The 14,197-nt window shown below is 69.1% G+C and carries 13 protein-coding genes; all 13 read left to right on the top strand.

Annotated features, from left to right (window positions below; all coding sequences use genetic code 11):
* Positions 1-41: 41 nt before the first annotated feature.
* The 13 genes from BW949_RS08680 (at position 42) to BW949_RS08620 (ending at position 14,177) form a co-directional block, all read left to right on the top strand.
* Complete coding sequence (locus BW949_RS08680; protein WP_076365164.1) at positions 42-389, top strand: carboxymuconolactone decarboxylase family protein; 348 nt, start codon at positions 42-44, stop codon at positions 387-389.
* 124 nt (positions 390-513) lie between these two features.
* On the top strand, positions 514-1,251 hold the full coding sequence (locus BW949_RS08675) for an EF-hand domain-containing protein (RefSeq protein WP_076365162.1): 738 nt from the start codon (positions 514-516) through the stop codon (positions 1,249-1,251).
* A 428-nt stretch (positions 1,252-1,679) separates the two neighbouring features.
* Positions 1,680-2,930 (top strand): Zn-dependent hydrolase, encoded by a 1,251-nt coding sequence (locus tag BW949_RS08670; protein WP_076365160.1) that lies wholly within the window; start codon positions 1,680-1,682, stop codon positions 2,928-2,930.
* Between the two features lie 235 nt (positions 2,931-3,165).
* Positions 3,166-4,620, top strand: a complete 1,455-nt coding sequence (hydA, locus tag BW949_RS08665) for a dihydropyrimidinase (protein ID WP_076365158.1) — start codon at positions 3,166-3,168, stop codon at positions 4,618-4,620.
* Positions 4,621-4,626: 6 nt separating this feature from the next.
* Positions 4,627-5,415, top strand: a complete 789-nt coding sequence (locus BW949_RS08660) for an ABC transporter ATP-binding protein (protein ID WP_076365156.1) — start codon at positions 4,627-4,629, stop codon at positions 5,413-5,415.
* Positions 5,416-5,566: 151 nt separating this feature from the next.
* Complete coding sequence (locus BW949_RS08655) at positions 5,567-6,430, top strand: ABC transporter permease (RefSeq protein ID WP_076365460.1); 864 nt, start codon at positions 5,567-5,569, stop codon at positions 6,428-6,430.
* Complete coding sequence (locus tag BW949_RS08650; protein WP_076365154.1) at positions 6,427-7,284, top strand: ABC transporter permease; 858 nt, start codon at positions 6,427-6,429, stop codon at positions 7,282-7,284. Before BW949_RS08655 ends, BW949_RS08650 begins: the two co-directional genes overlap by 4 nt.
* An 80-nt stretch (positions 7,285-7,364) precedes the next feature.
* Positions 7,365-8,345 (top strand): ABC transporter substrate-binding protein, encoded by a 981-nt coding sequence (locus tag BW949_RS08645; protein WP_200805136.1) that lies wholly within the window; start codon positions 7,365-7,367, stop codon positions 8,343-8,345.
* 105 nt (positions 8,346-8,450) lie between these two features.
* The gene (locus tag BW949_RS08640) at positions 8,451-8,888 is read left to right on the top strand and encodes a hypothetical protein (protein ID WP_076365152.1); all 438 of its coding nucleotides are present in this window, start codon (positions 8,451-8,453) and stop codon (positions 8,886-8,888) included.
* A gap of 98 nt (positions 8,889-8,986) precedes the next feature.
* Positions 8,987-10,336: a helix-turn-helix domain-containing protein gene (locus BW949_RS08635; RefSeq protein WP_076365150.1), complete on the top strand. Its 1,350-nt coding sequence runs from the start codon at positions 8,987-8,989 to the stop codon at positions 10,334-10,336.
* Between the two features lie 165 nt (positions 10,337-10,501).
* Positions 10,502-11,005 carry a response regulator transcription factor gene (locus tag BW949_RS08630; protein ID WP_083947689.1) on the top strand — a complete coding sequence of 168 codons (504 nt, stop codon included), beginning with the start codon at positions 10,502-10,504 and terminating at the stop codon, positions 11,003-11,005.
* Positions 11,005-11,463 carry a hypothetical protein gene (locus BW949_RS17335; RefSeq protein ID WP_235816252.1) on the top strand — a complete coding sequence of 153 codons (459 nt, stop codon included), beginning with the start codon at positions 11,005-11,007 and terminating at the stop codon, positions 11,461-11,463. The genes BW949_RS08630 and BW949_RS17335 overlap by 1 nt, the downstream gene beginning before the upstream one ends.
* Entirely contained in the window at positions 11,463-14,177 is a 2,715-nt protein-coding gene (locus tag BW949_RS08620) for an ATP-binding protein (protein ID WP_076365148.1), read from the top strand. Before BW949_RS17335 ends, BW949_RS08620 begins: the two co-directional genes overlap by 1 nt.
* The last annotated feature ends 20 nt before the right edge of the window (positions 14,178-14,197 follow it).

The following is a 14,197-nucleotide window of genomic DNA, read 5'->3' as shown; positions in this document are numbered from 1 at the left end:
TATGAAGCCGGTCCTCCCCCCGGCATGCAAGGAGAAGTCGAATGACCTACAAGACCAAGATCGACGACATGCGCACCGAGCTGCGCGAGCTCTACAAGCTCTGCCCCGAACAGACCAAGGGCTTCGGCGCGCTGTCCAAGGCCGTCAAGGAAGGCGGCGTCCTGTCGGTCAAGGAAAAGGAATTCGTGGCCCTGGGCATGGCGCTGGCGACCCGCTGCGAGCCCTGCATCAACTTCCACGTCGAGGCGCTGATGAAGGCCGGTGCCACCCGCGAGGAACTGGGCGACGTGCTGGCCATGGCGGTCCAGATGTCGGGCGGTCCGGGGCTGATGTATGCCGGCCATGCGCTGGCCTGCTGGGACGAGCTGGCCGCACAACAAGCCGGCTGAGCGATGTCTCCCGCCTGAACATGAGGAACGGCCCGCGACGGAAATCGCGGGCCGTTTCGTTTCCCAAACGTCACTTTAGCGGCGTCACTTCAGGGCGCCAGGTTCACGACAGGGAGGGCACGTCATGCCCAAGATGAACGTTTCGATCTCGCTGGCCCTTGCGGTTGCGCTGGGGATCGGTGCCGGGCCGGGTCTGGCGCAGAACACCACGCGCGGGCAGACCTTCTTCGAGCAATGGGACGCCGATGGCGACGGCAAGGTGACCCCGGCCGAGGCCCGCAGCCGCCGCGCCGATGTCTTCGAGATGTTCGACGCCGACGGCGACGGTGTCTTCTCGGATGCGGAGCTGAAATCCCTGAACGACATGCGCAATGCCATGCGCGAGAGCGCCCGTCCCGATACGCCGCTGATGCAGGGCCGCGCCATGGGTCAGGGCCGTGGCATGGGCCAGGGGCGCGGCATGAGCCAAGGACAGGGCATGGGCCAAGGACAGGGCATGGGCCAAGGACAGGGCCGGATGCAGGGCATGGCCGGCGCCGACCAGCCGCGCGGCATGGGCCCCGGTCAGGGCCAGGGGCGCGGTATGGGGCAGGGCCGTGGCATGGGACAGGGCCGAGGCATGGGGCCGGGTCAGGGACAGGGCCGGATGCAGGCCGCGCCGCAGGGCCGCGGACAGCGCGGCGCGGGGCGCGGCGGGGTCTTTGCCCAGGACATGCAGATGTTCGACCGGCCCTCGGTTCTGGACGGCAACCGCGACGGCAAGCTCTCGCGCGATGAATTCCTGCGCGGCACGCAAGGGTTCTTCCAGCGCCGCGACCGCAACGGCGATGGCGTCATCACGCCCGAGGATTTCGGCCGCTGAGACGCCGCCCGCGCCCCTGCGCCCCATTGCAGAGCCGGGGCCGCGGGGGGGGCGGCAGCATGGATGAGACGACCGACAGGGGCGCCCGCGGGGGCGCCCTTTTCCGTGACACCCGCGCACGTGGCGGATCTGCGCGGTGGGGCCTCGGGGGCCCCGAGTCGCGCCTGCGCCGCCTTGCGTGATCGTGCGTGATCTTTTCGTGTTGCCTGAATTCTGGGCACGGGGCATTCAATGGGACCGATGCAGCAGGCAGCCGCGAAGCCCGCGCCGCAGGTGTGCGGCCGGCCCGGTCCGGTCCGGCATTTTTCGTTGACGGGCGGGGCGGGGGCGTGGCTCTCTCGCATTTGACCAGATGGTCAGAACTGATCCTCTGGGTGCAAACGACAGTCGCAAGAGGCCGGGAGCGGCCCACCGACAGGGAGAACGCCATGACCGAACTCGGGGCCAATACCCGGATCAATTCCGCACGTCTCTGGGACAGCCTGATGGAGATGGCGCGGATCGGACCCGGCATCGCGGGGGGCTGCAACCGCCAGACCGTGACCGATGCCGATGCCGAGGGCCGCGCGCTGTTCCAGCGCTGGTGCGAGGCCGCCGGCATGAGCATGGGCGTCGACCGCATGGGCACGATGTTTGCCACCCGTCCGGGCACCGACCCCGAGGCGCTGCCGGTCTATGTGGGCAGCCATCTCGACACCCAGCCCACGGGCGGCAAGTTCGACGGGGTGCTGGGCGTGCTGGGCGCGCTCGAGGTGGTGCGGACGATGAACGATCTGGGCATCCGCACCCGCCATCCGATCGTGGTCACCAACTGGACCAACGAGGAAGGCGCGCGCTTTGCGCCGGCGATGCTGGCCTCGGGGGTCTTTGCCGGGGTGCATACGCTCGAGTATGCCTATGACCGCGAGGACGGCGAGGGGCTGAAATTCGGCGCCGAGCTGGCGCGGATCGGCTGGGTCGGCGACGAGGAGGTGGGCGCGCGCAAGATGCATGCCTATTACGAGTTGCATATCGAGCAGGGGCCGATCCTCGAGGCCGAGAACAAGGAGATCGGCGTCGTCACCCATTGCCAGGGTCTGTGGTGGCTTGAATTCACGCTGACCGGCAAGGAGGCGCATACCGGCTCGACGCCGATGCCGATGCGGGTCAATGCCGGGCTGGCGATGGCGCGGATCATGGAGATGGTGCAGGAGGTGGCGATGGCCGCCCAGCCCGATGCCGTGGGCGGCGTGGGCCAGATGCGCTTCAGCCCCAATTCGCGCAACGTGCTGCCGGGGACGGTGGTCTTCACCGTCGATATCCGCAGCCCCGATCAGGCCAAGCTGGACGGGATGCGCGCCGAGATCGAGGCGCGCGCGGCCGAGATCTGCGCCGCGCTGAAGGTGGAGTGCGCGGTCGAGGCGGTGGGCCATTTCGATCCGGTGACCTTTGACCCCGCGCTGGTGGGGGCGGTGCGGCGCGCGGCCGAGAAGCTGGGTTATGGGCACATGGACATCGTGTCGGGGGCGGGGCACGATGCCTGCTGGGCGGCCCGCGTGGCGCCGGCGACGATGGTGATGTGTCCCTGCGTCGACGGGCTGTCGCACAACGAGGCCGAGGACATCACCCCCGCCTGGGCCGCGGCCGGGACGGATGTGCTGTTCCATGCGGTTCTGGAAACGGCCGAAGTGGTCGCATGAGGCGCGGCCGGGGGGCTGTCTGCCCCCCGGACCCCCCGAGGATATTTGGGCCAGCTCGAAGGCCGAGCGTTCAAGGGCCGGGGTGGCGCGTCCCGGTTTGACGGGCACGGCGGTTCTGGTCGACACTATCGGCGGACCACGCGCGGTGGGCGCCAGGCGAGATCGAAGAGGCGCGGACGCGGCGCGGACGGCGTGAAGAGGCGCCCGCATGCGTTCGGTGACAGGAGAACACCACATGAGCACGGTTATCAGGAACGGAACCATCGTCACCGCCGATCTGACCTACAAGGCGGATGTGCTGATCGAGGACGGCCGCATTGCGGCGATCGGGACGGGGCTTGTCGGCGACGAGGTGCTGGACGCCACGGGCTGCTATGTGATGCCGGGGGGCATCGACCCGCATACGCATCTGGAGATGCCCTTCATGGGCACCTATTCCAGCGATGATTTCGAGATCGGCACGCGTGCGGCGCTGGCGGGCGGGACCACGATGGTGGTCGATTTCGCGCTGCCGTCGCCCGGTCAGGGGCTGATGGATGCGCTCAAGATGTGGGACAACAAGTCCACCCGCGCCAATTGCGACTATTCCTTCCACATGGCGATCACCTGGTGGGGCGAGCAGGTCTTTGACGAGATGGCCGAGGTGGTCGGGCGCGGCATCACCACCTTCAAGCATTTCATGGCCTACAAGGGCGCGCTGATGGTCAATGACGACGAGCTGTTCGCCAGCTTCCGTCGCTGTGCCGATCTGGGCGCCATTCCGATGGTGCATGCCGAGAACGGCGATGTCGTGGCCGAGCTGTCGGCGCGGCTTCTGGCCGAGGGCAACACCGGGCCCGAGGCGCATGCCTATTCGCGCCCCTCGCAGGTCGAGGGCGAGGCCACCAACCGCGCGATCATGATCGCCGACATGGCGGGGGTGCCGCTCTATGTCGTGCATACCTCCTGCGAGGAGGCGCATGAGGCGATCCGGCGCGCGCGGATGAACGGCAAGCGCGTCTGGGGTGAGCCGCTGATCCAGCATCTGACGCTGGACGAGAGCGAGTATTTCGACAAGGACTGGGACCATGCCGCGCGCCGCGTGATGAGCCCGCCCTTCCGCAACAAGAAGCACCAGGACAGCCTGTGGGCCGGGCTGTCGGGGGGGACGCTGTCCTGCGTGGCCACCGACCATTGCGCCTTCAGCACCGAACAGAAGCGCTATGGCGTGGGCGATTTCACCAAGATCCCGAACGGGACCGGCGGGCTCGAGGACCGGATGCCGATGCTGTGGACCTATGGCGTGGGCACCGGGCGGCTGACGATGAACGAGTTTGTTGCCGTGACCTCGACCAATATCGCCAAGATCCTGAACATGTATCCGACCAAGGGCGCGGTCCTGGTGGGGGCGGATGCCGACCTCGTGGTCTGGGACCCGGAGGCGCGCAAGACCATCTCCGCCACGAGTCAGCAATCGGGGATCGACTACAACGTCTTCGAGGGCAAGGAGGTCAAGGGCCTGCCGCGCTATACGCTGAGCCGCGGCCTGGTGTCGGTGGCCGAGGGCAAGGTCTGCACGCAGGAAGGCCATGGCCGCTTCGTGGCGCGCAAGCCCGGCGAGGAAGCCGTGGGCCGGGCGCTGTCGACCTGGAAGGCGCTGACTGCGCCGCGCCCGGTCGAGCGGTCGGGCATTCCGGCGAGCGGGGTGTGATCCGGCATGAGCCTGCATGAAGCCCCGGCCATCGAGGCCAAGGAAGTCAGCCTGACCTTCGAGACCGCGGACGGCCCGGTCCATGCGCTGAGCGATGTCAACCTGACCGTTGCGCGGGGGGATTTCGTCAGTTTCATCGGCCCTTCGGGCTGCGGCAAGACCACGTTCCTGCGCTGCGTGGCGGCGCTGGAACATCCCACCGAGGGGTTGTTGCGCGTCAACGGTCTGAGTGCCGACGAGGCGCGGCGGCGGCGCGCCTTCGGCTATGTGTTCCAGGCGGCCGGGCTCTATCCCTGGCGCACGATTGCCGGCAATATCCGCCTGCCGCTCGAGATCATGGGCTTTCCACGCGAGGAACAGGACCGGCGCGTCGAGGAGGTGCTGGAACTGGTCGATCTGAAGGGGTTCGGGCGCAAGTATCCCTGGCAATTGTCGGGGGGGATGCAGCAGCGGGCCTCGATCGCGCGGGCGCTGTCCTTCGATGCCGATATCCTGCTGATGGACGAGCCGTTCGGCGCGCTGGACGAGATCGTGCGCGACCGGCTGAACGAGGAGCTGCTCAAGCTCTGGGCGCGGACGGGCAAGACCATCGGCTTCGTGACCCATTCGATCCCCGAGGCGGTCTATCTGTCGACCAAGATCGTGGTGATGAGCCCGCGGCCGGGACGGATCACGGATGTGATCGAGAGCTCGCTTCCGCGCGAGCGGCCGCTGGAGATCCGCGACACGCCCGAATTCATCGAGATTTCCCATCGCGTGCGCGAGGGGCTGCGGGCGGGACATTCGTATGAATAAGGGGCGGGCCCATGAATAAGGTGAGGGCCTTGCGGGATGCGGGGGAGGGGGGCTGTCTGCCCCCCGCCAAGGCGGGGCCTTGGCCCCCCCGAGGATATTTGAGCCAACTCGAAGGGGCGCGGGGCCGGGGCGAAGGGAGGCGGGTGCGATGATGAGATCGGTGCTTCCGGTTCTGACCGTGGTGGGGGTGATCGTGGCGCTGTGGTATGGCGCGGCGGTGTGGATGAATGCGCCCTGGGCGCGCGATCAGGCGGCGCGGGCGGGGGTCGAATTGAGCCTGTCCGAGCTTGTGGCCGACACGATGGTGCAGGAGCGCCCGGTTCTGCCGGCGCCGCATCAGGTGGCCGAGGGGCTGTGGACGGGGGTGACCGGGCAGAAGGTGACCTCGAAGCGCAGCCTGGTGCGGCATGGCTGGGTGACGCTGTCGGCGACGCTGGCGGGCTTTGCCATCGGCGCGGGGCTGGGCATCGCGCTGGCGGTGTCGATCGTGCAGAGCCGGGCGATGGATCTGTCGCTGATGCCCTGGGCGATTGCCAGCCAGACGGTGCCGATCCTGGCGATTGCGCCGATGGTGATCGTGGTGCTGGCGTCCCTGGGGATCAAGGGATTGATCCCCAAGGCGATCATCTCGGCGTATCTGTCGTTCTTCCCGGTGCTGGTCGGCATGGTCAAGGGGTTGCGCGCGCCCGATGCGATGCAGCTGGATCTGCTGAAGACCTATAATGCCTCGGGCATTCAAGGGCTGTGGAAGCTGCGGCTGCCCGCCTCGATGCCCTATCTCTTTGCCTCGCTCAAGGTGGCGATCGCGGCAAGCCTTGTCGGCGCCATCGTCGCCGAATTGCCCGCCGGGGCGACCTCGGGGCTGGGCGCGCGTCTGCTGTCGGGCAGCTATTACGGCCAGACGATCCAGATCTGGGCGGCGCTGATGGCGGCGGCGATCCTGGCGGCCGGGCTGGTGGCGATCGTCGGCCTGCTCGAGAAGGTGGTTCTGCGCAAGATGGGGATGGCACGATGAGTTGGGCATCGGGGAGCTGGGCTGCGGGGGCGCTTCTGTTCTGGCTGGCGGCCTGGGCGTTCAACTCGCTGGCCTCGGCGCGCTGGTCGCATCTGGCGGCGGTGCGCCTGCTGATCCCGGCGCTGTTCGGGGTGACGCTGCTGGTGCTGTGGGAGGGGATGGTGCGCGGCTTTGCCGTCAGCCCGGTGATCCTGCCCGCGCCGTCGGTGATCGGGGCGCGCTTTGCCGAGAGCCTGCCGATCCTGTGGGGCGATTTCACCCAGACCATCGTGAAGGGCGCGCTTTCGGGCTATCTGATGGGCTGCGGGGCGGCGGTTCTGGTCGCCATCGCCATCGACCGCTCGCCCTTCCTGCAACGCGGGCTGCTGCCGGTGGGGAATTTCATCGCCGCGCTGCCCATTGTCGGGATCGCGCCGATCCTGGTGATGTGGTTCGGTTTCGACTGGCAGTCGAAGGCGGCGGTGGTGGTGGTGATGGTCTTCTTTCCGGTGCTGGTCAACATGGTGGCCGGGCTGAAGGCGACCGATCCGCTGCAACGCGACCTGATGGCGACCTATTCGGCCAGCTATGGCCAGGCGCTGGTCAAGATGCGCCTGCCCGCGGCGATGCCCTTCCTGTTCAACGGGCTCAAGATCGCCACCACGCTTGCCCTGATCGGCGCCATCGTTGCCGAATTCTTCGGCAGTCCGACGCGCGGCATGGGCTTCCGCATCTCGACCGCGGTGGGCCAGCTTGATCTGGCGCTGGTCTGGGCCGAGATTGCGGTGGCGGCGCTGGCGGGCTCGGGGTTCTACGGGCTCGTGGCGCTTGTCGAACGCGGGGTGACCTTCTGGCACCCCTCGCAACGCCGCTAGGGCGGCGGTTCAACGCATCGGGGCCGAACCCCGGGCAGATCAACATTCAACGGAGGTTCTGGAAGATGATGCGCAAGACGATGACGGCCCTTCTGGCGGGCACCACGCTTCTGGCGGGAGCCAGCGCGGCGCTGGCGGCCGATGCGGTGACGCTCCAGCTCAAATGGGTGACCCAGGCCCAGTTCGCGGGCTATTACGTGGCGCTGGAAAAGGGCTTCTTCTCCGAGGAAGACCTCGACGTGACGATCCTGCCGGGCGGTCCCGACATCGCGCCGGGCCAGGTGATCGCGGGCGGCGGCGCCGATGTGGTCGTGGACTGGATGCCCTCGGCGCTGGCCGCGCGCGAGAAGGGGCTGCCGCTGGTCAACATCGCCCAGCCCTTCAAGCAATCGGGCATGATGCTGACCTGCCTGGCCGAGACCGGCATCACCACCCCCGAGGATCTGCGCGGCAAGACGCTGGGCGTGTGGTTCTTTGGCAATGAATATCCGTTCCTGTCGTGGATGAGCACGCTGGGCATTCCCACCGACGGAAGCCCCGAGGGCGTGACCGTCCTCAAGCAGGGCTTCAACGTCGACCCGCTTCTGCAAAAGCAGGCCGCCTGCATCTCGACCATGACCTACAACGAATATTGGCAGGTCATCGACGCGGGCATCACCCCCGAACAGCTGGTCACCTTCAAATACGAGGATCAGGGCGTCGCCACGCTCGAGGATGGGCTCTATGTCCTCGAGGAGAACCTCTCGGACCCGGCCTTCGAGGACAAGATGGTCCGTTTCGTGCGCGCGGCCATGAAGGGCTGGAAATGGGCCGAAGCCAACCCCGAGGAGGCGGCGATGATCGTGCTCGATTATGACGAGACCGGCGCGCAGACCGAAAAGCATCAGGTCCGCATGATGACCGAGGTCGCCAAGCTGACCGCGGGCTCGAACGGGGCGCTGGACCCGGCCGATTACGCGCGCACCGTCTCCACGCTGCTGGCGGGCGGGTCGGACCCGGTGATCTCGGCCGAGCCGGTGGGCGCCTGGACCCATGCCATCACCGACAAGGCGCTGGACTGATCCCGCGTAGAATGCGTGAAACAGGGGAAGGGGCGTGCCATGCATGCCCCTTTTTCATTTGTTAAGGGGGATGTGCTGTCATGAAGGTCGGGGAAAGGGACCATCATGCCACGCACCGCCACGCGCCGGATCAAGGATGACGAGCTTTCGCCCCGCGTGATCTGGGGCGGGGGGCTGGCGCTGGCCGTCGTGGTGCCGCTGCTGTTCTGGCTGGTCTGGAAATCCCAGTTCGCGGCGCCGCCGGGCTATCTGTTCGGAACGCCGACCCTGCCGGTCGAGGCCGGCTATTGCCTGGCCGTCACCCATCACATTTCCCCCATGGGCGTGCCGCGGGGCAGCTACTTCGACCAGGCGGCCGATTTCTGGATCCAGCGCATGATCGGGTTGGACGCCGATCTGGCCAGTGCCATCGCCGCGGGCGAAGCGCGGCTGTCGCGCGACATGAACGCCGCGCCCACGCGCAACGGCTGGCTGCAATATGCCATGGATCAATGCTCCTATCGCGCGGTCAATTACGGGGCGCGCTTTCGCGTCTTTAACTAGGCCTGGCGCCGATCCTTCGTGAAAAGAACAAGCCAAGGGATTGATCCGGCTGGCCCCTTCTGTAAATCTGCGGTCGGTTCCTGGGGGGAGACAGGCGCATGGTCCGTTCGGCCCTGGCCGGCACGCGCATCCGCGAACGGCGCAGCCTGCGCGGCTTGCGCCAGGCGGATCTGGCGCGCGCGGTCGGCATCTCGCCGGCCTATCTCAACCTGATCGAGCACAACCGCCGCCGTCCGGGCCCCGAGCTTCTGGCCGCCTTGGCCGCCGAGCTGGGCGTCGAGCCGATCGCGCTGTCCGAAGGCAGCGAGGGCGCGCTCTACGAGGCCCTGCGCGAGGCCGCCGCCGCTGCCGCCGAAGCCGGCCCCGGACAGGGCGCCGACACCCCGCCCGAGCTGGACCGGATCGAGGTCTTCGTGGGCCGCTTTCCCGGCTGGGCCGCGCTTCTGGCGGCGCAGCGCGCCCGCGTCGGCGCGCTGGAGCGCGTGGTCGAAGGCTATGCCGAGCGCATGGCCCAGGATCCCTTTCTGGGCGCCAGCCTGCACGAGGTGCTTTCGGCGGTGGCCTCGCTGCGTTCGACCGCGGCGATCCTGGCCGAATCGGAGGACATCGAACCCGAATGGCGTGCCCGCTTTCACCGCACCATCCACGAGGAAAGCTTGCGCCTGTCGGCCACGGCGGAAGGGCTGGTGGCCTATCTCGACACGCTCGAGGAGGCCGAGACGGGCCTTTCCTCGCCGCTCGAGGAGCTTGAAGCCTGGCTGGCGGGGCGGGGCTGGCATGTCCCCGAGACCGAGACCGGCGCGACCGCCGGGATCCGCGCCGCGATCGCCGGGGCCGGGGTGGCCGAGCTGGCCTCGCGCGCAGCGCGCGCGTTGGCGCTGGCGCATCTGGACCGCGCCGAGGCCGAGGCGCGCGCGCTGCCGGCCCCGGCCTTGGCCGAGGCCCTGGCGCGCCTTGGCCCCGCGCCCGACCGGATTGCCGCCGATCTGGGGGTGCCGCTCCTGACCGTCCTGCGGCGTCTGGCGCTGGGGCCTGCGACGGGGGCCGGAGGCGCGCTGGGGGGCGCGGGCTATGTCGGCTGCGATGCCGCCGGCGGGTTCCTTCTGCGCAAGCCGCTGGCCGGTCTCACCCTGCCGCGGTTCGGGGCGGCCTGCCCGCTCTGGCCGCTCTATCAGGCGCTGTCGCGGCCGCTCCAGCCGATGCGTGCGCGCGTCGAGATCGCCGGGCGCATCCCGCAGCGCTTCCTGTGTCATGCGGTGGCCCAGCCGTCCTGGCCGCTGGGGCTCGATGGTCCCGAGGTGCTCGAGGCGGGGATGCTGATCCTGCCCGACCCCGACCCCGATCCCGGCACCGCCGCCCAGCCGGTGGGGCTGGCCTGCCGGATCTGTCCGCGCCCCGAATGCCTGGCCCGGCGCGAGCCCTCGATCCTGACCGAGGGGCTGTCCTGAGCCGCGCGCGGGCGGGAAAACGGGGGCTTGGGCACGGGGGGGGCCGCGGCTTTTGACATTCCCTGCGGCTGCCGCAATAGTCGGCACCAAGGGGGAGCTGCTTCGCATGGGGCGGCCGGGGTGGCGGCCCGCCGGGGCCGCGCGAATTCGGAGGAGGTGGCGCGCATGCGATCGGGGCGGACCGATGCGGCGCTGTCGGGCGTCAGGGCCCCTGCCGGGCGCGGCGGGGCCGGAGGGGCGCCCGCGCGGCGGCTGTTGCTTGTCGAGGACGAGACCAACATCGCCGAGGCGATCCGCTTTCTTCTGTCGCGCGACGGCTGGGAGGTCATGCATTGCCGCGACGGTGCGGCCGCGCTGGCGGCGCTGGCCGAGGCGCGCCCCGATGTCGTGGTGCTGGATTTCATGCTGCCGGGGCGATCGGGGCTCGAGATCCTGGGCGCGCTGCGTGCCCGTCCCGAAAGCGCGGGCCTGCCGGTTCTGATGCTGACCGCCCGCGGCCAGGCGCGCGACCGCGAGGCCGCCTTGCGCGCCGGGGCCTCGGCCTTCCTGGCCAAGCCCTTTGCCAATGAGGCGCTGCTGGCGGCGGTGCGCGGTCTGCTGGACGCCGCCAGGGCCGCCGCCTCCGCGGTGTCCGCCACGCCCCCCGGCCCGGCGGCGGGTCAGGGCTGATGCCCAAGACCACGGCCCCCCTGTTCCTGGCGCGCCGGTCCTATCGGCGGCGGCGGATGATGGATGCCGCGCGGCTGTTGCCGATCTTCGGGCTGGCGCTGTGGATGGTGCCGGCGCTCTGGCAGCCGGCGAGCTCGCCCGCGCCCGACACCGCGCGCGGCGCGATCTATCTTTTCGGGGTCTGGGCGGTCTTGATCGTGGCCGCGGCGCTGCTGGCGCGGGGGCTGGCGCCGACGCTGGCCGACGAGGAAGAGCCCGAGGGCGGTCCCGTCGTGCTGCCGCATCTGGGCGGCGGTCCCTTCCGCGGGGCGCCGCCGTCGCTTGTGCCTGCGCCCGAGACCGAGACCGAGACCACGCCTGGCCCCGAGACCACGCCTGGCCCCGAAACGGACCCCGAGACGCAGCGCACGGCGCCCCCCGCACCCCTGGACCCGTCCAAGCCGGGAGGGCGCGGCTGATGCCCTTTGATCTGCTGGTCGCGGTCTGCCTTGTCTATGTGTCGGTCCTCTTCATCGTGGCCTTTGCCGCCGAGGGCCGGGCCTTGCGCGGGCGCGCCAACTGGCTGCGCTCGGCGCCGGTCTACACGCTGTCGCTGTCGATCTATTGCACCGCCTGGACCTTTTATGGCGCGGTCGGCTATGCAGCGCGCTCGGGGCTTGAATTCGTCACCATCTATCTGGGCCCGACGCTGGTTCTGGTGGGCTGGTGGTGGGCCCTGCGCAAGCTGGTGCGGATCGGCCGGGCCGAGCGCGTCACCTCGATCGCCGATCTGATCTCGTCGCGCTTTGGCAAGTCGAACCTGCTGGGCGTGATCGTGACCGCGATGGCGGTGCTGGCCTCGACGCCCTATATCGCGCTGCAATTGCAATCGGTCACGCTGTCCTTCGGGGTCTTTGCCTCGGACACGCCCGAGGGCTGGGCGCTGCCCGATCAGGGGGCGACGGCGCTGTGGGTCGCGGGGGGGCTGGCGTTGTTCACCATCCTCTTTGGCACGCGCAATCTCGACGCCAACGAACGCCATCACGGGGTGGTCACGGCCATCGCGCTGGAAGCCGTGGTCAAGCTGGTGGCGCTGCTGGCGGTGGGGATCTTCGTCGTCTGGGGTCTGGGCGGCGGCGTCTCGGGGGTGCTGGCGCGGATCGACGCCTCGCGGCTGGCGGAATGGAACCTCGATTTCGGCCGCTGGGCGGGGCTGACCTTCGTCGCGGGGGCGGCGGTGCTGACGTTGCCGCGCATGTTCCAGGTGCTGGTGGTCGAGAATGCCGACGAGCGCCACCTGGCCACGGCCAGCTGGGCCTTCCCGCTCTATCTGCTGCTGATGAGCCTCTTCGTGCTGCCGATCGCGGTGGTCGGCCTCGAGCGGATGCCCGCGGGTGCGAACCCCGATCTCTTCGTGCTGACGCTGCCCCTGTCCGAGGGGCGGGGGATGCTGGCGCTGCTGGCCTTCCTGGGGGGCTTTTCCTCGGCCACCTCGATGGTGATCGTGGCCTCGATCGCGCTGGCGACGATGGTGTCGAACCATGTGGTGACGCCGCTGTGGCTGGCGCTGCGCTGGCCGGGACGGGGGCAGGCGGGCCATCTGGGCGATGTGCGCGGCCTTGTCCTGATGTCGCGGCGCATCTCCATCGGCGGGGTGCTGGCGCTTGGCTATTTCTATTACCGCTTTTCGGGCGGGACCGAGGCGCTGGCCGCGATCGGGCTGATCTCGTTCGTCGGCACGGCGCAGATCCTGCCCGCGCTTCTGGGCGGGATCTACTGGCGCGGGGCCACGCATTGGGGCGCGGCGGCGGGTCTTGTCGGGGGGCTGGCGGTCTGGCTCTATGCGCTGTTCCTGCCTTCGGTCGGGGAGGGCGGGCTGATCTCGCAGGCGGTGATGACCCATGGTCCCTTCGGCCTGTCCTGGCTGCGCCCGCAGGCGCTTTTCGGGATCGAGGGGCTCGATCCGCTGCTCCATGCGCTCTTGTGGTCGATGTCGGTCAATGTCACGCTGTTCACGCTGGGCTCGCTGGTGACGATGCCCGGCCCGATGGAGCGGCTCCAGGGGCTGGCCTTCGTCAACATCTTCGACCAGACCACGGGCACGGGCGCCTGGGGGCGCGGCACCGCCGGCGCCGAGGCCGAGGATCTGCTGACCATGTCCCAGCGCATCCTGGGCGCGCAGGTGGCGCAGGACTTCTTCCAGACGCAGGCGGCGGCGCAGGGCAAGGCGGGCTTCCTGCCCGATACCACGCCCGAATTCCTGACCCGGCTGGAGCGCAAGCTGGCCGGGTCGGTCGGCGCGGCCACGGCGCATGCGATGATTGCCCAGGTCAGCCGCGGCGCCGCCGTTTCGGTCCAGGATCTGATTGCGGTGGCAGGCGAAACCCTCGAGATCAAGGAATATTCCGCCCGTCTCGAGGCCAAGTCCGAGGAGCTGGCGCGCACCGCGCGCGCGCTGCGCGAGGCCAATGACAAGCTGACCGAGCTGTCGATCCAGAAGGACGGCTTCCTGAGCCAGATCAGCCACGAATTGCGCACGCCCATGACCTCGATCCGGGCGTTTTCGGAAATCCTGATGGAACCCGACCTGCCCGAGGAGATGCGCGCCCGCTATGCCGAGATCATCCACGAGGAATCGCGCCGGCTGACGCGGCTTCTCGATGACCTGCTGGACCTGAGCGTTCTGGAAAACCGGCGCGCGCAACTGAACGTGGGCGTGGCCAACCTGCACGACCTGATCTCGCGCGCGGCGATGGCGGCGTCGTCCACGCGCCCCGAACGCGCCTTCCAGATCGAGCGCGACTTTCCCGCCGAGCACATGGCCATCTTCACCGACACCGACCGGCTGGTGCAGGTGTTCATCAACCTGATCTCGAATGCGCGCAAATATTGCGATGCCGACCGCGCGGTGCTGCGGATCGAGGTCAACCGGCGCGGTGAGAGGGTCGAGGTCGATTTCATCGACAACGGCTCGGGCATTCCCAAGAAATCGCAGGCGGTGATCTTCGAGAAATTCGCGCGGCTGGGCGATCCGGCGGGGGCCGGGGGCGCGGGGCTGGGGCTGGCCATCTGCCGCGAGATCATGGCCAATCTGGGCGGCAGCATCGACTATCTTCCCGGCCAGGGCGGCGCGGCCTTTCGCGTCAGCCTGCCGCTGCGCCGCCGCGGCGCGCGGGTGCAGGCGGCGCGCTGACGGGCTGCGCGCGAGACGGG

The organism is Phaeovulum vinaykumarii, from assembly GCF_900156695.1.
GTDB lineage: Bacteria > Pseudomonadota > Alphaproteobacteria > Rhodobacterales > Rhodobacteraceae > Bieblia_A > Bieblia_A vinaykumarii.
This window is presented reverse-complemented; position numbering and strand designations above follow the sequence as displayed.

Bases quoted from the DNA above. Each gene is read 5' to 3' on its own strand.
- BW949_RS08650 (WP_076365154.1), top strand. From the start codon at position 6,427: ATGAGTTGGGCATCGGGGAGCTGGGCTGCGGGGGCGCTTCTGTTCTGG.
- BW949_RS08675 (WP_076365162.1), top strand. From the start codon at position 514: ATGCCCAAGATGAACGTTTCGATCTCGCTGGCCCTTGCGGTTGCGCTG.
- BW949_RS08680 (WP_076365164.1), top strand. From the start codon at position 42: ATGACCTACAAGACCAAGATCGACGACATGCGCACCGAGCTGCGCGAG.
- BW949_RS08640 (WP_076365152.1), top strand. From the start codon at position 8,451: ATGCCACGCACCGCCACGCGCCGGATCAAGGATGACGAGCTTTCGCCC.
- BW949_RS08630 (WP_083947689.1), top strand. From the start codon at position 10,502: ATGCGATCGGGGCGGACCGATGCGGCGCTGTCGGGCGTCAGGGCCCCT.
- BW949_RS08670 (WP_076365160.1), top strand. From the start codon at position 1,680: ATGACCGAACTCGGGGCCAATACCCGGATCAATTCCGCACGTCTCTGG.
- hydA (WP_076365158.1), top strand. From the start codon at position 3,166: ATGAGCACGGTTATCAGGAACGGAACCATCGTCACCGCCGATCTGACC.
- BW949_RS08660 (WP_076365156.1), top strand. From the start codon at position 4,627: ATGAGCCTGCATGAAGCCCCGGCCATCGAGGCCAAGGAAGTCAGCCTG.
- BW949_RS08655 (WP_076365460.1), top strand. From the start codon at position 5,567: ATGAGATCGGTGCTTCCGGTTCTGACCGTGGTGGGGGTGATCGTGGCG.
- BW949_RS08635 (WP_076365150.1), top strand. From the start codon at position 8,987: ATGGTCCGTTCGGCCCTGGCCGGCACGCGCATCCGCGAACGGCGCAGC.
- BW949_RS08645 (WP_200805136.1), top strand. From the start codon at position 7,365: ATGACGGCCCTTCTGGCGGGCACCACGCTTCTGGCGGGAGCCAGCGCG.
- BW949_RS17335 (WP_235816252.1), top strand. From the start codon at position 11,005: ATGCCCAAGACCACGGCCCCCCTGTTCCTGGCGCGCCGGTCCTATCGG.
- BW949_RS08620 (WP_076365148.1), top strand. From the start codon at position 11,463: ATGCCCTTTGATCTGCTGGTCGCGGTCTGCCTTGTCTATGTGTCGGTC.